Source organism: Nocardia sp. NPDC087230 (genome assembly GCF_044744725.1).
Lineage (GTDB): Bacteria > Actinomycetota > Actinomycetes > Mycobacteriales > Mycobacteriaceae > Nocardia > Nocardia canadensis.
In genome coordinates, this window is the sequence record NZ_JBIUYV010000002.1 from 660,784 (window position 1) to 680,024 (window position 19,241).

Genomic DNA, 19,241 nt, shown 5'->3' on the forward strand with positions numbered 1-19,241 from the left:
TCGCAAGCCATATCCCATAAGGAGCACATTCGTGGACGAGGCCCTCGCCAGAGCAGGCATCTTCCAAGGCGTCGAGCCCACCGCGGTGGCCGCGCTCGCCAAGCAGCTGCAGCCCGTAGATTTTCCGCGCGGCCACGTCATCTTCAACGAGGGCGAACCCGGCGATCGGCTGTACATCATCACCTCGGGCAAGGTGAAGATCGGTCGTCGGTCCCCCGACGGCCGGGAAAACCTGCTGACCATCATGGGTCCGTCCGACATGTTCGGTGAACTGTCGATCTTCGACCCGGGCCCGCGTACCTCGACCGCCACCACGGTCACCGAGGTCCGCGCGGTGACGATGGACCGTGACGCGCTCAAGGCGTGGATCGATCAGCGTCCCGAGATCGCCGAGCAGCTGCTGCGCGTGTTGGCCCGACGTCTTCGCCGCACCAACAACAACCTCGCCGATCTGATCTTCACCGACGTGCCCGGTCGCGTCGCCAAGGCGTTGCTGCAGCTCGCTCAGCGTTTCGGCACCCAGGAAGCGGGCGCGCTGCGCGTGACCCACGACCTCACCCAGGAAGAGATCGCCCAGCTGGTCGGCGCCTCCCGTGAAACCGTGAACAAGGCCCTGGCCGACTTCGCGCATCGCGGCTGGCTGCGACTCGAGGGCAAGAGCGTCCTGATCTCGGACTCCGAGCGGCTCGCACGTCGCGCTCGCTGATCGAGTAGTTCGACGACGTCTCGGCACGCCGGGACCACCGGTGCGGCTCCGCAGGAAGAGGGCCTCGTCCGCACCAGGGTGGTTCCGGCGTGCCGTCGTCGTTTCAGCGGGTGCGCCGGACAGGCCGCAGGCCGACGTGCCGAACGGCGCACGTCGGCTCCCGGGCCGGGCTCAGGCCCCGCGTTCGGCCCGCAGATATTCCAGCTGTGCCTTCACCGAGCTGCGCGCGGCGGGCCACAGTCGTTTGTCCACGTCGGCGTACACCTTGCGGACGACCTCGAAAGCGCCCGCGTCCTGGCCCAGTTCGACCAGGGCCGCCCGGATCTGATCGAGCCGCTCACGCCGGTGGTTCAGGTAGTACTGCACCACCGGAGCCGCGTCGGGATGATCGGGACCGTGCGCGGGCAGCAGTGCCCGGCCCGCGCCGTGGTGCCGCAGCAGTTCCAGCGACCGCAGGAAATCGGCCAGCGCGCCCGAGGACGAGGCGAGCACCGTGGTGCCCTGCCCGAGCACCGTGTCACCGGTGATGATCGCGTCGTCGAGCACGAAACTCACCGAGTCGCCGGTGTGGCCCGGGGTGGCGAGCACCGAGATCCGCACACCGGCCGCCTCGACCAGCTCGCCGTCGACGAGCGGGGTCACCTCGCCGCGCAGATGCTCGGTCTCCACCGACCGCACCGGCGTCCCGGTGGCTTTCACCAGGTGATCGATGCCGCCGGTGTGGTCGTGGTGGTGATGGGTGATCAGGGTCAGCGCGACCCGGCCACCAGTGGCCGCGACGATCGCGGCCGTGTGCTTCTTGTCCTTCGGACCCGGATCGACGACCACGTAGTCGTCGCTGCCGGGGGCGCGCAGCAGCCAGGTGTTGGTCCCGTCGAGCGTCATCTGCGACGGATTGTCCGCCAGCAGCACCGATGCCGTCGGCGTGACCGCCCTGACCTGGCCGTACGCGGGGTGTTCCAGTGCCATGACGGCTGCCTATCCGACTGCTCGGTCCAACTCGACGATCAATTCCACCTCGACGGGAGTGTTCTTCGGCAGCTCCGAGACACCCACCGCGGAGCGCGCGTGCACGCCCGCCTCGCCGAACACCTCGCCGAGGAACTCCGAGGCGCCGTTGATGACGATCGGCTGATCGGTGAATCCCGGTGCGGAGTTGACGAACCCGACGACCTTCACGATCCGCACCACCCGGTCGAGCCCGACCAGATCGTGCACCGCGGCCAGCGCGTTCAGCGCGCACAGCCGCGCGGCCTCCTTGGCCTGCTCCACATCGACGTCCGCGCCGACCTTGCCGACCGACGACAGCTCACCGTCGACGAAGGGCAGCTGGCCGGAGGTGTAGACCAGCGAACCGGTGCGCACGGCCGGGATGTAGGCCGCGACGGGAGCGGCGACCGGCGGCAGGGTGACCCCGAGCCGATCGAGCGCGTCCTTCCACGCGGTGGCCACGGCTACTTCTGCCGCTTCAGGTAGGCGACGTGCTGCTCGCCGGTCGGTCCGGGCAGCACCGTGACCAGCTCCCAGCCGTCGGCGCCCCACTGGTCGAGGATCTGCTTGGTCGCGTGCGTCAGCAGCGGCACGGTCGCGTACTCCCACAGGGTGACTTCACTCATGGTGTGAGTTTAGGGCGCACCCCGACCACGGCCGAGAAACGGGTTATAGGCTCGGCCACGTGGGAGCACCAACAGCAGAGCCGGTTTCGTCGGTTCCCGAACCGTCGACCGGATGGCCACAGCGCGCGGCCACCGCCCGCTTGCACTACGTCACCGGCAAGGGAGGCACCGGCAAGTCGACCGTTTCGGCCGCACTCGCGCTCGCCCTGGCCGCAGGGGGACGCAAAGTGCTGTTGGTCGAGGTGGAGAGCCGTCAGTCCATCGCGCAGTTGTTCGACCGGCCGCCGCTGCCGCCTACCGAGACCCAGATCGCCAGCGCCGACGGCGGCGGCGAGGTGTTCGCGCTCGCCCTCGACATCGAGCACGCGTTCCTGGAATACCTCGACATGTTCTACAACCTCGGCTTCGCCGGCCGGGCGATGCGGCGGATGGGCGCGATCGAGTTCGTCACCACCATCGCTCCCGGTCTGCGCGATGTGATCCTCACCGGCAAGATCAAGGAATGCGCGGTGCGCGCCGACAAGAACGGCAAGCCCGCCTACGACGACATCGTCGTCGACGCCCCGCCGACCGGCCGGATCGCGAGCTTCCTCGATGTCACCCAGGCCATGGCCGAGATCGCCAAGGGCGGCCCGATCGCCTCGCAGGCCGAGGGCGTGTCCAAGCTGCTGCATTCGGACCAGACGATGATCCACCTGGTCACCCTGCTCGAGGCGCTGCCGGTGCAGGAGACCGCCGACGCGGTCGCCGAGCTGGCGGCCAACGACTTGCGGATCGGGACGGTGATCGTCAACCGGGCGGCCGAATCCCGGCTCACCGCCGTCGATCGTGAGCTGGCCGTGCGCGGCGAGCTCGACACCACCGACATCGCCGCCAGTCTGGCGAAGGCCGGAATCACCCTGCCCGACGAGGATTTCGCCGGTTTGCTCACCGAGACCGTCGACCACGCCGTCATGCTGACCGCCCAGGACGAGAGCGCCGCCGAACTGGCGCGCGTGGACGTCCCCCAGCTGCACCTGCCCGACCTCGGCGAGGGCATGGACCTGGGCGGACTCTACGAACTGGCAGAACAGCTATCGGCGCAGGGAGTGCGATGAGCGAGCAAGTGACCACCACGCCCCCGCTGGACGTCTCCCGGATCATCGCCGATCCGACGGCCCGCGTGATCGTCTGCTGCGGTTCCGGCGGCGTCGGCAAGACCACGACCGCCGCCTCGATCGCGCTGCGGGCCGCGGAGGCGGGCCGCAAGGTCGTGGTGCTCACCATCGATCCGGCGCGCAGGCTCGCGCAGTCGCTGGGTGTGGCCGAGCTGGACAACACCCCGCAGCGCGTCGACCTGGGGCCCGAGGTCCCCGGTGAACTGCACGCGATGATGCTGAACATGCGCCGCACCTTCGACGACATGGTGCTCGAGCACACCAGCGCCGAGAAGGCCGAGCAGATCTTCGCCAACCCGATCTATCAGACGGTGGCCTCGTCCTTCGGCGGCACGCAGGAGTACATGGCGATGGAGAAGCTCGGTCAGCTGGCCGGGCACAAGGAGTGGGACCTGATCGTGGTCGACACTCCGCCCTCGCGCAACGCGCTGGACTTCCTGGACGCGCCCAAGCGGCTCGGCACCTTCCTCAACGGCAAGATGATCCGGCTGATCATGGCGCCGGGCCGGGGCGTCGGCCGGTTCGTCACCGGGGCGATGAGCCTGGCGATGCGCGGTGTGTCGACGATCGTCGGCGGCCAGATGCTCAAGGACGCCTCGACATTCCTGCAGTCGCTGGAATCGCTGTTCGGCGGTTTCCAGGACCGGGCCGAGCGCACCTTCGCGATGCTGTCCAAGCCGGGCACGCACTTCCTCGTGGTCGCCGCGCCCGAGCCCGACGCGCTGCGCGAGGCGTCGTTCTTCGTCGACCGGCTGTCCACCGAGCAGATGCCGCTGGCCGGCCTCGTGCTCAACCGGACGCACCCCGCGCTGTCGGGGCTGCCGGCCGATCACGCGCTGACCGCCGCCGACCAGCTCGCGGAGACGGACCCGCTCGCCGCGTCGGTGCTGCGCATCCACGCCGAGCGGGTGGCGACGGCGAAGCGGGAACAGCGGTTGCTGCATCGCTTCACCGGCGCCCATCCGCGGGTCCCGATCGTTTCGGTCACCGCGCTGCCGTTCGAGGTCTCCGACCTGGAGGCTTTGCGTGCGGTCGGCGACCAGTTGGCGGGCAAACCCGCCGCGGTCTGAGCCGACCTGCCCGAATCCAGAGCTCGATTCAGACTTATCGGCTATAGCTCACAGTCTCGTAACATCCGCCAACGGCGCCGATTCCGCAAACTCCGCGGTCTCGGCGCCGTTTGTGATAACGCTGCGGTCTCGCCTGCTAGATCGCCACCTGATGCTGGCGCTGGGCCTGGAAGAAGTCGGCCCACGACGTCACATCGGGATGCTGCTTGAGCAACGCGCGTCGCTGTCGCTCGGTCATCCCGCCCCACACTCCGAACTCCACCCGGTTGTCCAGCGCATCGGCACCACACTGCATCAACACGGGGCAATGGCGGCAGATCGTCGCCGCCTTGCGCTGCGCCGCACCACGAACGAACAGCTGATCAGGGTCCACTTCCTTGCATCGCGCCTGGGCAACCCAAGCGATCCTTGCCTCGGCCTGCTCTACATCCAGTCGAGCGATGGGGGTTGTGATGTGCATTTGATGTGCCCCTTTGCAGTCCGAACACCGTTGTGCGGCGCTCCAGAATCGCGAGCGCGGATCACAGCAACCCAACTACCGCTGCGGTCCGCACCACATTCCACTTTGAGTGTTAGCTCTATCACACTGGGTTCTCAATCTAGGTAAAGGTATGGCGGTTACGCAAGACCGCTCCCCGATTTTTTGGTACGGCCGTCCATTCAAATCAGGGATCCGACCGGGCAGTCCTGCTGTTCACCGGCGTGGCCGGGCGCGACACGCCGATGTGATCATTTTGTTGACACGCCCGAGCAACCCCCCTGGCACCGACCGGACATCCCCTGTCGAGCAGCACAGCCGTGAACACCGCCACCCCACCCTTTAGGCTGGGCTGGTGCCGATCACTCAAACGCTCGCGAGGCTGGCCGGCAGCTGCGCGCTGGCCTCCGTGCTAGTCGCCGGGCTGTTGTTCCCCTTGGCCGGTGGATTCGGGTTCATCTCCAACCGAGCCGCCGATGCCGTCGACAACGTCTCAGCCGAACTGGTGGAAGGCACGGTCCCGGCCGTCTCGACCATGGTCGACGCGAACGGCGCACCCATCGCCTGGCTCTACGAGCAGCGACGCTTCGAGGTGCCGAGCGATCGCATCTCCAACAACATGAAGCTGGCGATCGTGTCCATCGAGGACAAGCGCTTCGCCGACCACAAGGGCGTCGACTGGCAGGGCACGCTGCGCGCGTTCCTCACCAACACCTCCTCCGGCGAGGTGCAGCAGGGCGCGTCGACGCTGGACCAGCAGTACGTGAAGAACTTCAACCTGCTCGTCGTCGCGAAGACCGACCAGGAACGCCGCGCCGCGATCGAGACCACCCCGGCGCGCAAGCTGCGCGAGATCCGGATGGCGCTCACGCTCGACCGCGAGCTGAGCAAGGACGAGATCCTCACCCGCTACCTGAACCTGGTGCCCTTCGGCAACGGCTCCTACGGCGTCCAGGACGCCGCCCAGACCTACTTCGGCATCGACGCCGCCGACCTCAACGTCACCCAGTCGGCGATGCTCGCGGGCATGGTGCAGTCCAGCTCCAAGCTGAACCCGTACACCAACGTCCAGGGCGTCACCGATCGCCGCAACACGGTGCTCGACACGCTCATCCAGAACATCCCCAACCGCGCGGAGGAGTTCCGCAAGGCCAAGTCCGAACCGCTCGGCGTGCTGCCCGAGCCGAAGGGCCTGCCGCGCGGCTGCATCGCCGCCCACGACAAGGGCTTCTTCTGTGACTACGCGCTGCAGTACCTGGCCGAGTCGGGCATCAGCCGCGAGCAGATCGACAAGGGCGGCTACCTGATCAAGACCACCCTCGATCCGGTCCTGCAGGAATCGGTCAAGCGGTCGGTGAACGAGCAGGCCGACCCCAACCTCGACAACATCGCCGAGGTCATGTCGGTGATCGCCCCTGGGCAGGATTCGCACCCCGTCCTGGCGATGGCGTCGAGCCGCACCTACGGCCTGGACCGCGACGCCAACGAGACGCTGCTCGGCCAGCCGTACTCGATGGCCGGTGACGGCGCGGGCTCGATCTTCAAGCTGTTCACCACCGCCGCCGCGATGGAGAAGGGCCTCGGCATCGCCGCCCAGGTGGACGTGCCGGGCACCTACGCCGCCAAGGGCATGGGTTACTCGAACTCGCCGGGCTGCCCCGCGGACTCCTGGTGCGTCAAGAACGCGGGCAACTACCCCGGGTCGATGTCGTTGACCGACGCGCTCGCGACCTCGCCCAACACCGCCTTCGTGAAGATGATCCAGGACGTCGGCGTCGCCTCCGCGGTGGACATGGCCGTCCGCCTCGGCATGCGGTCCTACACCGATCCGGGCACCTCCGGGCACGGCAACACGAGCCTGGCCGACCACATCAAGAACAACAACATGGGCTCGTTCACCCTCGGCCCGTTCGCGATCAACCCGCTGGAACTGTCGAATGTCGCCGCCACGATCGGCTCGGCGGGCAAGTGGTGCCCGCCCTCGCCCATCAAGGAGGTCACCGACCGCACCGGCAAGCCCGTCCCGCTCACCCAGCAGGCGTGCGAACAGGTCGTCGACCCCGGGCTGGCCAACACCCTCGCCAACGCGATGAGCAAGGACGACGTCAGCGGCACCGCCGCGGGCGCGGCGCGGGCCGCAGGCTGGGCGGCGCCGATGTCGGGCAAGACGGGCACCACCGAGAGCCACCGCTCCTCGGCGTTCCTCGGCTTCACCAACTCGCTGGCGTCGTCGGTCTACGTCTACGGCGACAGCCCGACCCCCGGCGAGATCTGCTCGTTCCCGCTGCGCAACTGCGGCGCCAGCAATGCCGCGGGCCTGTTCGGTGGTAACGAACCGGCGCGCACCTGGTTCAACGCCATCAAGCCGGTCATGGACCGGTTCCCGCCGCCCGCCCTGCCGCCGGTGGACGACAAGTACGTCCGCGGCGCGAACAACTCCCAGGTTCCGGACGTGGCGGGCAAGTCACAGGGCGAGGCCACCTCGATCCTGTCCGGCGCCGGTTTCCAGGTCTCGGCGGTGACCAGTCCCGGCTCGCAGGCCAAGGGCACCGTGATGGGCAGTTCGCCGAACGGCTCGGCGATTCCGGGCTCGGTCGTCACGATCTACATCAGTGACGGCTCGGTCCGCGTGCCCGCGCCGACCACGCCGCCGCCCGCGGCGCCCGCGCCCGCGCTGCCCGGTCTCCCGCAGATCCCGCGTCTGCCACCGATCCCGATTCCGGTGCCGCGCTAGCAACGACACAGGGCCGCCGTCCTCGAAGGACGGCGGCCCTGTTCGTCGGCCAGGCAGGTCAGAGCCGGGCTTTGACCGCCGCGGACAGCCGCGAACCGTCGGCCTTGCCCTCGGCGAGCGCGGTGGCCACCTTCATGACCTGACCCATCTGCTTCATTCCGGGCCGTTCGCCGATCGCCTCGGCGACCTGGGCGATCGCGGTGTCGGCGACCTGGGCGACCTCGGCCTCGGTCAGCTGCCGGGGCAGGTACTGCTCGATGACCTCTTCCTCAGCACGCTCGTTGGCGGCCAGTTCGCCACGCCCGTTCTGCTCGTAGATCACCGCCGACTCGTTGCGCTTCTTGGCTTCCTTCTGCAGCACGGCGACGACCTCGGCATCGGAGAGTTCCTTCGCCTGCGCTCCCGAGACCTCGGCGTTCTGGATCGCGGCGAGCAGCATCCGCAGGGTCGACAGACGCAGAGTGTCCTTGGCTTTCATCGCGGCGGTCATATCCGCGCGCAGTTGCGATTTCAGTTCCGACATGCGCCTCACGCTAGCTGTTCACCTCGCGGAGTCCCATCACATTTTCATCGCAACGCAAACATTCCGCGCCGGGGCGCGGTTCTCGGCCCTGTAACCCCGATTCTTCCCTCCTCCGGGCACTCCTTCGTCGCACCCTCCGGTCGGTCCAGAATCGGCGGCGGGCCGAGAATTCTTATCACTTGTGCGGAAACACACGCGCCGTTCCGGGAGGGGGTCGCCTATGCTGGGCAAATGCCCGTTATCTCGACGTCCGCTGTCCGCCGAACCGCGTTGGGAGCCGCCGGGGCCGCCGTCGCCGGTATCGGCTACGCCACGCTGATCGAACGGAACGCGTTCGTCCTGCGCGAAGCCACGATGCCGGTCCTCACGCCCGGCTCGCCGACGCTGCGAATTCTGCACGTCAGCGACCTGCACATGATGCCGGGCCAACAGCTCAAACAGCAGTGGCTGCGCGAACTCGACCGGCTCGAACCCGACCTGGTCGTGAATACCGGCGACAATCTTTCGCACCCCAAGGCCGTGCCCGCCGTCGTGCAATCACTCGGTGCGCTGCTGGCCCGTCCCGGTCTGTTCGTGTTCGGTTCGAACGACTATTTCGCGCCGGTGCCGAAGAATCCGCTGAAGTATTTCAAGAAGGATCATCGCCGCGTTTACGGCGACCCGCTGCCCTGGCAGGATCTGCGCGCGGCGTTCACCGAGCGCGGCTGGCTGGACCTGACCCACACCCGTCGCGACCTCGAGGTGGCGGGCATCCGCATCGCGAGCGCGGGCGTCGACGATCCGCATCTGCAGCGCGATCGCTACGACACCGTCGCGGGCGCGCCCAACCAGCTCGCGCAGCTGAGCATCGGCGTCACCCACTCGCCCGAGCCCCGGGTGCTCGACCGTTTCGCCGAGGACGGCTACGACCTCGTGCTGGCCGGTCACACGCACGGTGGGCAGCTGGTCGTGCCCGGTTACGGCGCGCTGGTGACCAACTGCGGCATCGACAAGTCCCGGGTGAAGGGCGCCTCGCAATGGGGCGAGCACACCCAGCTGCATGTCTCGGCGGGCATCGGCACCTCGCCGTGGGCGCCCTACCGGTTCTGCTGCCGCCCGGAGGCCACCCTGTTGACGCTGGTCGGTGCCCCGCCGAAGCGGCCCTCGGCCGACACCGGCTACGGCATCTCGGCATCGGAGGCCGTCGCCCGCTAGGGTTGCGCCCCGAACGACGTTTGTCAGTAGGGGATGACAGTGAGCAGTGGATCCGACGACCGGCGCAACGACCCGACCGTATTCGGCGGCTCCGGTGCACCCGACCCAGCAGACGCGCAGTGGCAGCGTCCCGGTGCGGTGAACCCACCCCCGGGCGCGCCGACGCCGTCGGATCCCCCTGCGGGACAACCCAACCCCGACCCCACCACGGTCTGGACGCCCGGCAGCACGGGCCTCCCGCCCACTCTGCGCTGGGACGGCTCCGGCCCACCACCCCCGCTGCCCGATCCGACCCAGTGGACCCCGGCAGGCCCCCAACAATGGGACAATTCGCCCACCGGCCAGGCCGAGCCGCCCCAGTGGGGGACTCCGGCGGCACCCTGGCCCGGAGCCAATCCACCTGCCGGACAACCTGGTTCCCCGCAGCCGTGGCAGCAACCAGGCCAGGCCGACGCCACCCAACTGCGCAACCCCGCCGAACCCGCGCCATGGCCCGGCGGTAATCCACCGGCCGCGCAGCCCGGGCAGGCGGACCCGACCCAGCTGGGGAATCCAGCGATGGCATGGCCCGGAGCGAATCCTCCTGCCGGACAGCCCAGCTCACCCCAACCAGGGCAAGCCGACCCCACCCAGTTGCGCGGCCCCGCCGCACCCTGGCCGGACGCGTACCCCGGGCAGGCCGACGCGACCCAGTTGCGCACTCCGAACGCGGGGTGGCCCGGCTCGAATCCGCCCGGAGACCAGCAGTGGGGTGTGCCCGCGGGGCAGCCGCAGTGGGGCGCCTCGAACCAGCAATGGAATCCGGCTGTGGGGCAGCCGAATCCAGCCCAGCCGTGGGGACAGCCGCAGCAGCAGTACGGTGAGGTCCCGCCGCTCGAGCAGTTCGGCAACCAGCCCTACGGACAGCCGCCCTACGGACAGCCGGGCCGAAAGTCCGGCAGCAAGGCCGTGGTCTGGGTGGCGGCCGGGGTCGCCGCACTGCTGCTGGCCGGCGGCGCCATCACCGCCTTCGCGCTGACCCGTGGCGACGACGACCCGACCACCACCGCGAGCGGCAGCACCACCCCGTCGATGGTCAGCGCCCTCACCACCACCGGCGCACCACCGCCGACCAGCAAGTCGAAGCCCAGCTCCACCACCCCGTCCCCCTCCGGCGCCGCGGGCAACCGCACGCCGCTCATCGCCGGCTACCAGGTGGTGGCCTCCCCCGACCGGGGCGCGGCCTACGACGTCCCGCCGAGCTGGAAGGTCGCCACCGAGACGACCATCGGCGGCGTCGGCGAGCCCCCGGGCGACACCGTCATCGGCAAGGGCTACGCCACCGACGGCCGCGACTACTGCCCCGGCTCCACCCGCACCATGTCGCTGCTCACCGGCTCCAAGCAGGCCGACCACGCCGCGGCGGGCGCCGAGCTCGGCACCAAGGCCGCGCCCCTGGCCTACTCGGGCGCCACCGGCACCCCCGGTCCGGCCCAGCCGCTGAAGTCGATCGACGGCAAGACCGAGGGCATGTTCACCGAGACCACCGGCACCGTCCCCACACCCAAGCCTGGCTGCGCGTCCACCTTCTCCATCTACACCTACGCGTTCAAAGGCTCGAAGGACGGCAGCTTCGTCATGGTCATGATCGCCGACACCGGCGTCCCCGACGCCATCGACGCCGCCACCGCCAAGCGCATCTTCAGCTCCGTCCGAGCCCTCAACTAGCCCCCTGACCAGCCGGTTTAACAATCCCCGCCACCTCGTTGTAAGCTACTTCAGGTTCGCCTCACGGGGTGTGGCGCAGCTTGGTAGCGCGCTTCGTTCGGGACGAAGAGGTCGCAGGTTCAAATCCTGTCACCCCGACGTGTTGGTTGAGACACAGAGGAGCCCCTGATCAGTTCGCTGGTCAGGGGCTCCTCGTATTTCCGGACCATTCTCCCGGTACTCGGCCGGAAAGGGCTCCGCCACCGCGGAAGCGATCGCCCACCCGTCGGGTCGGATCAGTGGTGCTCGCGGCGGGTGGGTCGAGGGACGGACGCACCGCGGAGCAGGGGTTCTTCGTAAGTCGGGGGTGTTTCGCGGTCGAGGGGGTTGGGCCACCAGACGGTGATGGCGATGACCGAGAACAGGCCGAGGATGAGGGCCAGGATGGCGGCGGAGGTGTTCATGGGACGCCCTTCCGGGGTGAGCGGAGTGGGAGCGCGACGGCGGGCTCGCAGCAAAGACTGCGCGCGGACTGTGTCACCGGAGGTTCCCTGCGTGTTCGAAAGTGGTTGAGAAGTGCTCTCCACGCGGACGCGCCCGCGGTGAGACGGGCGGTGTGAGGACCCGATAACCTGCCGCTTACTTTCTGTCACTTGATAGAAATTCCCGGTCGATAGCGTATACACCCATGTCGACAAGGGTGGATGCACCGGATGACGGCGCGAGCAGACCGCTGCGCGACGTCGTGTACTCGACGCTGCGCGCGGAGTTGATGAACGGCGACATCCGCTTCGGCGAGCGCCTCACCGAGCCGAAGCTGTCGACCAGATTCGGCATCTCCCGTACGCCGGTGCGCGAGGCGCTGACCATGCTGTGCTCGGACGGCCTGCTGGAGCGCGAGGAGTTCGGGTTCAGCCCGGTCCGGCCGAGCGTGGCCCGCATCCGCGACCTGTACGAACTGCGGCTGACGCTGGAACTGGGCGGGATGACCCGGGTGCGCACCGACCCCGCGCTCACCCACGACGAGCGGCTGCTGCGCGCCGAGCAGCAACGCTGGCTGGCCCTCCAGGCCGACCCGCCCGCCCAGGAACCGGGATTCGTCGTGGTCGACGAGGAATTCCACGTCGCCCTGCTGACCGCGGCGGGCAACACCGAGATGGTGCGCGCGCTGATCGCGGTGAACTCCCGCATCCGCCATGTGCGCATGTACGACTTCATGATCAACAACCGCATCGAGACCACGATCAGCGAGCACCTCGGCATCCTCGACGCCGTCCTCGCAGGCGAGCTCGAGCTGGCCCAGCGGCTCCTGCACACCCACATCGGCGACTCGCTCGATGTCGTGCTCGACCGCATCTCGCGCGCCGTCGCCGCCATGTCCATGAGCGATTAAGGAGACTTGCCATGTCAGCAGGACTACTCGACACCGCGACACCGACCGCCAGGGTCGCCGCGGCCTACGCGCGGATCGCCGAGGTGGACCGTCCCGAGGTCTGGATCACGCTGCGCCCGGAAAGCGAACTCGCCGGTGAGGCAGTGGAACTGGAGCGCCGGATCGCCGCGGGCGAGCAACTACCGCTGGCGGGCTCACTCCTCGCCGTGAAGGACAATGTCGACGTCGCGGGCCTGCCGACCACCGCGGCCTGCCCCGAATTCGCCTATCCGGCCGCCGAAACCGCCGTGGCGGTGGCGCGTCTGGTCGCGGCGGGCGCGCTGGTGCTCGGCAAGACGAACCTGGACCAGTTCGCCACCGGCTTGGTCGGCACCCGCAGCCCGTACGGCGCGGTCCGCAACGCCCGGTACCCCGAATTGATCTCCGGCGGTTCGAGTTCCGGCTCGGCGGCCGCGGTCGCCCTCGGCATCGCCGACCTCGCGATCGGCACCGACACCGCGGGCTCGGGCCGGGTACCCGCGGCGCTGCACGGCATCGTCGGCATCAAAGCCAGCCTGGGCGTGATCCCCGCGCACGGCGTCGTCCCCGCGTGCGCGGACTACGACGCGGTCACCGTCTTCGCCGCCGACCTGGACCTGGCCGTCACCGCCGCCAAGACCATGGCGGGCCCGGATGCCCGCGATCCGCGCAGCCGCGCGTGGCCCGCCGACGTGCGCCTGGCCGCCTCGCCCCAGCCGAAGGTGGCGATCCCCCGCCCCGACGATCTCGCGCCACTGAGCCCCGCCTACCGGCATGCCTTCACCGAAACCGTTGCCACGCTGCGCGATCAGGGTGTCGCGGTGCACGAGATCGACATCTCCCCGCTGCTGGACGCGGCCCGGCTGCTCTACGACGGCGCGATCGTCGCCGAGCGGTACGCGGCCGTCGGCGAGTTCGTCGACAAGGGCGCGCCGGGCCTCGACCCCACCGTGGCGGCCATCATCGGCGCCGCGAAGGAACTGGACGCACCGGCCTTCGCCACCGATCTCGACACCCTCGCCGGGGCCCGCGCCACCGCCACGGCCCTGCTGACCGGCTACGACGGCCTGCTGCTGCCGACCACCACCGAGCATCCTTCGATCGCCGAGGTGGCCGCCGATCCCGTGGCCATCAACCGCAGGCTCGGCACCTACACCAACTTCTGCAACCTGCTCGACCTCGCCGCCGTCGCGGTCCCCGGCGCGCCGACGGCCGACGGCCTGCCGTTCGGCGTGATGGCGGTCGTCCCTGCCTTCGCCGACCAACTCGCCGTCGACCTGGCCGCCCGCCTCACCGGCACCCCGTCGCCGCTGCTGGTGGAAACCGGTGTGCCGCTGGCGGTTTTCGGCGCGCATCTGCGTGGACAGCCACTGCACTGGCAGCTCGAGCAGCTCGGCGCCCGGTTCGCCGGCCAGATCACCACCAGCGACGCCTACCGCCTGACCGCGCTCGACACGACGCCGCCCAAGCCCGGGCTGGTCCGCCACGGCGACGGCCTCGGCGCACCGATCCTGGGCGAGCTGTTCCTGGTCTCCCCCGGCGGCCTCGGCCGCTTCCTGGCCCAGCTGCCGCCGCCGATGGCGCTGACCAGTATCGAGCTGTCCGACGGCCGCTCGGTGGTCGGCTTCGCGTGCAGCTACGACGCCGCCGTCGCCGCCACCGACATCACCGGTTACGGGGGCTGGGTGGCGTATCTGCGGGCTCGCTGACGGCGATCCCCAGCTCGGTGAGCAGGTCCGTCACGCGGCGGCCGATGTCGTCGCGGATGGGCCGCACCAGCTCCAGTTCCAGGCCGGCCGGGTCCTCGATGATCCATTCCGCGTAGCGCACGCCGGGCACCAGCGGACAGGTGTCGCCGCAGCCCATCGTGACGATCACGTCGGCGGCCCGGATGATCTCGTCGGTCCACGGCTTCGGATACTCGCGGGAGATGTCGATGCCCACCTCCGCCATCGCCGCCACCGCGGCCGGATTGAGCTGCTCACCCGGCACCGACCCGCCCGACCAGGCGACGGCGCGACCCAGCGCCAGTTCCTCGAAGAAGCCGAGCGCCATCTGCGACCGGCCCGCGTTGTGCGTGCACAGGAACAGCACCGTCGGGCGCGGTGTCGCGACCTTGCCTTCGACCTTGGCCAGCGCTTGGAGTCGCTGTCGGCCGAAACGTTCCGCCAGCAGCGGGAGATACAAAGTCACCGTCGCCCTGGCGGCGAAGTCGTCGTAGGAGGAGTGCAGGAAACGATGGATCGTCTCCAGCTCGAACATCGTCGCGAATTCTTCGCGCAGCCGTCCCTCGGCACGATCCAGCGCGTCTCGGTGCTCGGCGATTTCGACCACTCCCCAACCCTGACGGCGAACGCCGCCGAACGCAAACGACCGGGCCGGTCACCCCTCGATCAGACCGGCCCGGTCGGCGTACCCCGCGACACCTTCGGAACAGCTCCGGCCCAGTCCTTCGGTGTGGTTACCGTCGGCAGTGCGTCTTCAGCGTCTGGAAGAGCCACCTTCTGGTCTGCACCGCCGGGTCCGACTGATCACCCCTCGAGACCGGTCGGACCCGGTTGTTCCGGTGTCTGGAGAAAGGATGCGATGCCCGTCTCGAGAGGTTCTTAAGAACAACTTGTCAGCACAGGCCGGTTCATCGGCGATGATGGAAGTACCGACAAGATGGAGAGCGACGATGGAGACCTTGATCGTCTGGTTGCTGGCGAGCCTGCTGTACTGGTTCAGCAACTTCTGACCGAAATGACATCGATGGCGCGGACCGAGTTCCGCTCCGCGCCAACCTATTTCCTGCGGACACGACGCGAGGCAGGTAGGCCTCTCGGCGTACCTGCCTCGCTGTCGCTTCGATCGGCGGATCAGCCCTCCCGGCCGGCCCGCACCCCCTCCTCGACGCGCTTACCCAGATCGGCGTCGACATTGCGCCAGTACTCGAATACCCGGCTCAGGACCGGCTCGGTGACCCCGGCGAGCACGTGCCCGACGATATTGTCGGCCAGCCGCTCGCGGGCGGCGTCGTCGAGGACCTCCCGCACCAGCGTGCCCGCCTGGGTGAAGTCGCCGTCCTCGGCGTGCTGGATGTAGCCGGCCCGCACCATCGACGGGTCGAACTCCCAGAGCCCGCCGTCACCGGCCCGCGCCGGATCGGCGTGCGGACCGCCGTAGGAGTTCGGCGCGTAGACCGGCACGTCGGCGGGGTTGTACTCGTACCGCATCGCGCCCTCCTTCGAATAGGAGTTCACCTCGGCGGCCTTGGCCCGGTTCGGCGGCAGCTGCGCGTAGTTGGTGCCGATCCGGTAGCGGTGCGCGTCGGCGTAGGCGAAGACGCGGCCGAGCAGCATCTTGTCCGGCGAGAAGCCGATGCCGGGGACGATGTTGGAGGGCTCGAACGCGGCCTGCTCGATGTCGACGAAGAAGTTGCCCGGATTGCGGTTCAGCGTCCACTTGCCGACCTCGATCAGCGGGTAGTCCTGCTGCGACCACACCTTGGTCAGATCGAACGGGTTGAACCGGTAGCCCTCGGCCTCGGCGACCGGCATGATCTGGACCTTCAGCGTCCAGCTCGGGAACTCGCCGCGCTCGATCGCCTCCCAGAGATCCTGGCGGTGGTAGTCGGGGTCGGACCCGGCGAGAGTGTCGGCCTCGGCCTGGGTCAGGAACTCGATGCCCTGATCGGTCTTGAAGTGGTACTTCACCCAGAAGCGCTCGCCCTCGGCGTTGATCCACTGGTAGGTGTGCGAGCCGAAGCCGTCCATGTGGCGGTAGGACTTGGGCAGGCCGCGGTCGCCCATCAGCCAGGTCACCTGGTGCGCCGACTCCGGGCGCAACGTCCAGAAGTCCCACTGCATGTTGTGGTCGCGCAGGCCGCTGCCGGGCAGGCGCTTCTGGGAGCGGATGAAGTCGGGGAACTTCATCGCGTCCTTGATGAAGAAGACCGGGGTGTTGTTGCCGACGAGGTCGTAGTTGCCGTCCTCGGTGTAGAACTTCACCGCGAAACCGCGCGGATCACGCCAGGTGTCCGGGCTGCCCTGCTCGCCGGCCACGGTCGAGAACCGCGCCAGCGACTCGGTGCGCGCGCCCGGCTGGAACAGCTTGGCCTTGGTGTAGCGGCTGACATCGCCGGTCACCACCAGCTCGCCGTACGCGCCGGAGCCCTTGGCGTGCACGATGCGCTCCGGCACCCGCTCGCGGTTGAACTGGGCCAGCTTCTCGATCAGGTAGTGGTCGTGGAGCAGTACCGGTCCCTGGGTTCCGGCCGACAGCGATTCGTCGTCGCTCTCGACGGCATTGCCGGTGTTGGTCGTGGTCGGCTTGGTCATTTCGCGGCCTCCTGATTTCGACAGTCGGGGCACAACCCCCAGAAGACGACCTCGGCCTCATCGATCGCGAAACCGTGATCGTCCGCGGGCTGCAGACAGGGCGGGGCGCCGGACACACAATCGGTGTCGACGACCAGCCCACAACTTCGGCACACCAGGTGATGGTGATTATCCCCGGTCCGGGTCTCGAACCGGGCAGGCGAGCCCGCGGGCTCGATCCGCCGCAGGATCCCCGCTCGCACGCAGGCGCTGAGCACGTCGTACACCGCCTGCGTCGACACCGCGCCGAGCCGCGCCCTGGCGGCCGTCGCGATCGTCTCCGCATCCGAATGCGGTAGCGCCGCAACAGTATCCAGCACCGCGATCCGTGGTGCGGTCACCCGCAACCCCGCATCGCGCAACAGTCGGCGAGCGTCCATCTCCTCGGTGTGCACACCATCCACTCTCCCCTTTTTCTGGAATAAGTCAAGAAAACGACGAGATCAAGCAGGGTTGCGCGGATCACATCCAGGGCCTGGAATAGCCGCACCGGGGCGTTGGTTGAACACCACTGTCGGCGTCCGAACAGCCCCGGGCCTCACCCCTTTGTCGCTACGAGCGACCACTCGCCGAGAGGCGCTTGTGGGGCGTCGACACCCTGAACGGCCGCCCCCCGCGGCGGCCCTTCGACTCGAACGCCGCCAGGTCTCCCTCATCGACCTGGCGGCGTTTGTCGTCTCCGGCGTGACCGGCTCTCCGAGCCGGGGTTTTTACGGGGAGGTGAACATGCCGGCGATTAGGGGATCGGGCGGCCCCGCTATACGGGTTACGGACGGCGATGCGGGCTAGTCTCGGCCGCATGGGGCTGATCAGGGGATTTTTCGCGGGAACGATCGTGGTTGCACTGACTTCGGGGGCGTTGGTCGCCGCGCCCGCCGTCGCCGCCCCGGAAACAGCGACGAGGTGCGCGGTGACCTCCGAGCGCGACCTCGAACGTGCCCGACCCGAGCAGGTCGGGCTCGACCCGGCCAAGCTCGACGAGGCACTGCAGTTCGCCGCGACCCGCAATCGGTTCAATGTCCAAGTGTTCCGGCACAATTGCCTGGTCGGGGAGGGCCCGCGCAACGACGAGACCGGCGATGTCGCGTGGAACATCTGGAGTGTCACCAAGTCGGTGGTGTCGCTGATCGCCGGAATCGCCTCCGATCAGGGCAAACTCGCGATCGACGCCCCGATCGACCGGTACCTGCCCGCCGGCCTCGGCGACGCGCTGCACCGGTCGATCACGGTGGAGAACCTGCTCACCGAGACCTCGGGCATGAAGGTCGGCGTGCTCACCGAGGGCGTCACCGCGGTGATCCCGGTCGACCCGAACAGCGCGGTCCAGGCGCTGGCGGTAGAGCTGACCAACCCGCCGGGCACCACGTTCAGCTACAGCCAGCGCAATGTCGACCTACTGTCGTGGGTGATCGAACTGGCCGTCGGCGAGCCGCTGCAGCAGTTCGCGCAACGCGAGCTGTTCGACCCGCTGGGCATCGCCCGCTCCGACTACTACTGGGCGCGAGATCGGTCCGGGCACACCTATGGCTACGCCCACCTGCTGCTGCCGCCCAACGATCTGGCCAAGATCGGATTGCTCGTCGCCAACGACGGCCGGTGGGGCGCCGACCGGGTGATCTCGGCCGACTACCTGCGCAAGGCCCGCACTCCATCACCGCAGAACAGCTGCTACGGCTACCTTTTCTGGGTCGGCGCCGACTGCGCCGAGTCGCCCGACTTCCTGCCCGCCGACAGCTTCTTCATGTCGGGGCTCGCACTGCAGAACGTCTTCTTCCTGCCCGGCCTGGACCTGATGGTCATGTGGACCGGCGCGTTCGGCAACGAGACAGCGTACGGAGCGAGCGGGGTGATCGCGCATCCCGAGGAACTGCCGCACGAGTTCTTCCGCAGGCTGTTCGCGGCCTTCACCGACGCCCCGACCCCGGTCGCCGAGCCGTACGTCGAACCGCCGGTCGAGTTCGATCCGGCCCGGCTGATCGACGCCAACATCCTGCTCGCCGTGTTCGGCATCGGCCCCGGCGCCTATCCGGGCTGCACTGTCTTCGACTGCCTGAACCAGCCGCTGGCCGCGCCGTTCGCGAGCATTCCCCCGGGGTGCGCGGTATTGGTCTGCCTCGGTGACGACCCACGGACCCCGGGCATCCGGCGCTAGCCGTTCAGACGGACACGTCGTCGGCACCGCTGGGGTCGGGGTGCCGGAAGCGGGTCGGGTCCAGGTAGTCCGGTACAGCACCGCCTCGGCCGGGAGAACGGCGTCGAACGCGATCTCGCCGACGCGGTCCGAGGCCGGCGAACACCGACGCCACCG

The 19,241-nt window shown here is 68.8% G+C and carries 18 protein-coding genes and 1 tRNA gene; 10 read left to right on the plus strand and 9 right to left on the minus strand.

What is annotated here, in order from left to right; genetic code table 11:
• Nucleotides 1–31: 31 nt before the first annotated feature.
• Nucleotides 32–706: a Crp/Fnr family transcriptional regulator gene (locus ACIO52_RS09350; RefSeq protein WP_019044571.1), complete on the plus strand. Its 675-nt coding sequence runs from the start codon at nt 32–34 to the stop codon at nt 704–706.
• 171 nt (nt 707–877) lie between these two features.
• On the opposite strand, the gene ACIO52_RS09355 is transcribed toward ACIO52_RS09350, so the two are convergent.
• The 3 genes from ACIO52_RS09355 to ACIO52_RS09365 are packed head-to-tail and all read right to left on the minus strand — an operon-like array spanning nt 878 to nt 2,322.
• Complete coding sequence (locus ACIO52_RS09355) at nt 878–1,675, minus strand: MBL fold metallo-hydrolase (protein ID WP_402642879.1); 798 nt, start codon at nt 1,673–1,675, stop codon at nt 878–880.
• 9 nt (nt 1,676–1,684) lie between these two features.
• Entirely contained in the window at nt 1,685–2,158 is a 474-nt protein-coding gene (locus ACIO52_RS09360; RefSeq protein WP_218716980.1) for a RidA family protein, read from the minus strand.
• 2 nt (nt 2,159–2,160) lie between these two features.
• Complete coding sequence (locus ACIO52_RS09365) at nt 2,161–2,322, minus strand: DUF4177 domain-containing protein (RefSeq protein ID WP_019044568.1); 162 nt, start codon at nt 2,320–2,322, stop codon at nt 2,161–2,163.
• A 59-nt stretch (nt 2,323–2,381) separates the two neighbouring features.
• Here ACIO52_RS09365 and ACIO52_RS09370 point away from each other — a divergent pair, with 59 nt between their 5' ends.
• Entirely contained in the window at nt 2,382–3,419 is a 1,038-nt protein-coding gene (locus ACIO52_RS09370; protein ID WP_218716979.1) for an ArsA-related P-loop ATPase, read from the plus strand.
• Entirely contained in the window at nt 3,416–4,549 is a 1,134-nt protein-coding gene (locus ACIO52_RS09375; RefSeq protein ID WP_218716978.1) for an ArsA family ATPase, read from the plus strand. Before ACIO52_RS09370 ends, ACIO52_RS09375 begins: the two co-directional genes overlap by 4 nt.
• A gap of 136 nt (nt 4,550–4,685) precedes the next feature.
• On the opposite strand, the gene ACIO52_RS09380 is transcribed toward ACIO52_RS09375, so the two are convergent.
• Nucleotides 4,686–5,009, minus strand: a complete 324-nt coding sequence (locus ACIO52_RS09380; RefSeq protein ID WP_019044565.1) for a WhiB family transcriptional regulator — start codon at nt 5,007–5,009, stop codon at nt 4,686–4,688.
• Nucleotides 5,010–5,382: 373 nt separating this feature from the next.
• Between ACIO52_RS09380 and ACIO52_RS09385 the strand changes: the two genes are divergently transcribed.
• Nucleotides 5,383–7,761 carry a transglycosylase domain-containing protein gene (locus ACIO52_RS09385; protein WP_218716977.1) on the plus strand — a complete coding sequence of 793 codons (2,379 nt, stop codon included), beginning with the start codon at nt 5,383–5,385 and terminating at the stop codon, nt 7,759–7,761.
• Between the two features lie 58 nt (nt 7,762–7,819).
• On the opposite strand, the gene ACIO52_RS09390 is transcribed toward ACIO52_RS09385, so the two are convergent.
• Complete coding sequence (locus ACIO52_RS09390) at nt 7,820–8,284, minus strand: GatB/YqeY domain-containing protein (protein ID WP_218716976.1); 465 nt, start codon at nt 8,282–8,284, stop codon at nt 7,820–7,822.
• Between the two features lie 231 nt (nt 8,285–8,515).
• On the opposite strand from ACIO52_RS09390, the gene ACIO52_RS09395 reads away from it, so the two are divergent.
• The 3 genes from ACIO52_RS09395 (at nt 8,516) to ACIO52_RS09405 (ending at nt 11,323) form a co-directional block, all read left to right on the plus strand.
• Nucleotides 8,516–9,478 carry a metallophosphoesterase gene (locus ACIO52_RS09395; protein ID WP_218716975.1) on the plus strand — a complete coding sequence of 321 codons (963 nt, stop codon included), beginning with the start codon at nt 8,516–8,518 and terminating at the stop codon, nt 9,476–9,478.
• Nucleotides 9,479–9,517: 39 nt separating this feature from the next.
• Nucleotides 9,518–11,185, plus strand: a complete 1,668-nt coding sequence (locus ACIO52_RS09400) for a hypothetical protein (protein ID WP_402642886.1) — start codon at nt 9,518–9,520, stop codon at nt 11,183–11,185.
• A 64-nt stretch (nt 11,186–11,249) separates the two neighbouring features.
• Nucleotides 11,250–11,323, plus strand: a tRNA-Pro gene (locus ACIO52_RS09405).
• Nucleotides 11,324–11,460: 137 nt separating this feature from the next.
• Here ACIO52_RS09405 and ACIO52_RS09410 read toward each other — a convergent pair.
• Nucleotides 11,461–11,628 carry a hypothetical protein gene (locus ACIO52_RS09410; protein ID WP_218716973.1) on the minus strand — a complete coding sequence of 56 codons (168 nt, stop codon included), beginning with the start codon at nt 11,626–11,628 and terminating at the stop codon, nt 11,461–11,463.
• Nucleotides 11,629–11,852: 224 nt separating this feature from the next.
• Between ACIO52_RS09410 and ACIO52_RS09415 the strand changes: the two genes are divergently transcribed.
• Together ACIO52_RS09415 and atzF are read left to right on the plus strand one after the other, a co-directional pair.
• Nucleotides 11,853–12,557: a GntR family transcriptional regulator gene (locus ACIO52_RS09415; protein ID WP_218716972.1), complete on the plus strand. Its 705-nt coding sequence runs from the start codon at nt 11,853–11,855 to the stop codon at nt 12,555–12,557.
• An 11-nt stretch (nt 12,558–12,568) separates the two neighbouring features.
• Nucleotides 12,569–14,284, plus strand: a complete 1,716-nt coding sequence (atzF, locus tag ACIO52_RS09420) for an allophanate hydrolase (RefSeq protein WP_316573206.1) — start codon at nt 12,569–12,571, stop codon at nt 14,282–14,284.
• Here the strand turns inward: atzF and ACIO52_RS09425 are convergent.
• The 3 genes from ACIO52_RS09425 to ACIO52_RS09435 all read right to left on the minus strand — a co-directional run bounded on the left by ACIO52_RS09425 (nt 14,241) and on the right by ACIO52_RS09435 (nt 17,313).
• Nucleotides 14,241–14,909, minus strand: coding sequence for an arsenate reductase ArsC (locus ACIO52_RS09425; protein ID WP_308248390.1), 669 nt, complete (start codon nt 14,907–14,909; stop codon nt 14,241–14,243). The two genes, atzF and ACIO52_RS09425, sit on opposite strands and share 44 nt — an antisense overlap.
• A 524-nt stretch (nt 14,910–15,433) precedes the next feature.
• The gene (locus ACIO52_RS09430; protein WP_218716970.1) at nt 15,434–16,894 is read right to left on the minus strand and encodes a catalase; all 1,461 of its coding nucleotides are present in this window, start codon (nt 16,892–16,894) and stop codon (nt 15,434–15,436) included.
• Complete coding sequence (locus ACIO52_RS09435; RefSeq protein ID WP_218716984.1) at nt 16,891–17,313, minus strand: Fur family transcriptional regulator; 423 nt, start codon at nt 17,311–17,313, stop codon at nt 16,891–16,893. The genes ACIO52_RS09430 and ACIO52_RS09435 overlap by 4 nt, the downstream gene beginning before the upstream one ends.
• 419 nt (nt 17,314–17,732) lie before the next feature.
• Here ACIO52_RS09435 and ACIO52_RS09440 point away from each other — a divergent pair, with 419 nt between their 5' ends.
• Nucleotides 17,733–19,085 carry a serine hydrolase domain-containing protein gene (locus ACIO52_RS09440; protein WP_394358649.1) on the plus strand — a complete coding sequence of 451 codons (1,353 nt, stop codon included), beginning with the start codon at nt 17,733–17,735 and terminating at the stop codon, nt 19,083–19,085.
• Nucleotides 19,086–19,241 lie beyond the last annotated feature (156 nt).

What these genes read in the sequence shown, in the direction of transcription:
- ACIO52_RS09410 (WP_218716973.1), bottom strand. Translation starts at nt 11,628, where the DNA reads ATGAACACCTCCGCCGCCATCCTGGCCCTCATCCTCGGCCTGTTCTCG.
- ACIO52_RS09395 (WP_218716975.1), top strand. Translation starts at nt 8,516, where the DNA reads ATGCCCGTTATCTCGACGTCCGCTGTCCGCCGAACCGCGTTGGGAGCC.
- ACIO52_RS09355 (WP_402642879.1), bottom strand. Translation starts at nt 1,675, where the DNA reads ATGGCACTGGAACACCCCGCGTACGGCCAGGTCAGGGCGGTCACGCCG.
- ACIO52_RS09440 (WP_394358649.1), top strand. Translation starts at nt 17,733, where the DNA reads ATGGGGCTGATCAGGGGATTTTTCGCGGGAACGATCGTGGTTGCACTG.
- ACIO52_RS09390 (WP_218716976.1), bottom strand. Translation starts at nt 8,284, where the DNA reads ATGTCGGAACTGAAATCGCAACTGCGCGCGGATATGACCGCCGCGATG.
- ACIO52_RS09365 (WP_019044568.1), bottom strand. Translation starts at nt 2,322, where the DNA reads ATGAGTGAAGTCACCCTGTGGGAGTACGCGACCGTGCCGCTGCTGACG.
- ACIO52_RS09430 (WP_218716970.1), bottom strand. Translation starts at nt 16,894, where the DNA reads ATGACCAAGCCGACCACGACCAACACCGGCAATGCCGTCGAGAGCGAC.
- ACIO52_RS09435 (WP_218716984.1), bottom strand. Translation starts at nt 17,313, where the DNA reads ATGGACGCTCGCCGACTGTTGCGCGATGCGGGGTTGCGGGTGACCGCA.
- ACIO52_RS09375 (WP_218716978.1), top strand. Translation starts at nt 3,416, where the DNA reads ATGAGCGAGCAAGTGACCACCACGCCCCCGCTGGACGTCTCCCGGATC.
- ACIO52_RS09380 (WP_019044565.1), bottom strand. Translation starts at nt 5,009, where the DNA reads ATGCACATCACAACCCCCATCGCTCGACTGGATGTAGAGCAGGCCGAG.
- ACIO52_RS09415 (WP_218716972.1), top strand. Translation starts at nt 11,853, where the DNA reads ATGTCGACAAGGGTGGATGCACCGGATGACGGCGCGAGCAGACCGCTG.
- atzF (WP_316573206.1), top strand. Translation starts at nt 12,569, where the DNA reads ATGTCAGCAGGACTACTCGACACCGCGACACCGACCGCCAGGGTCGCC.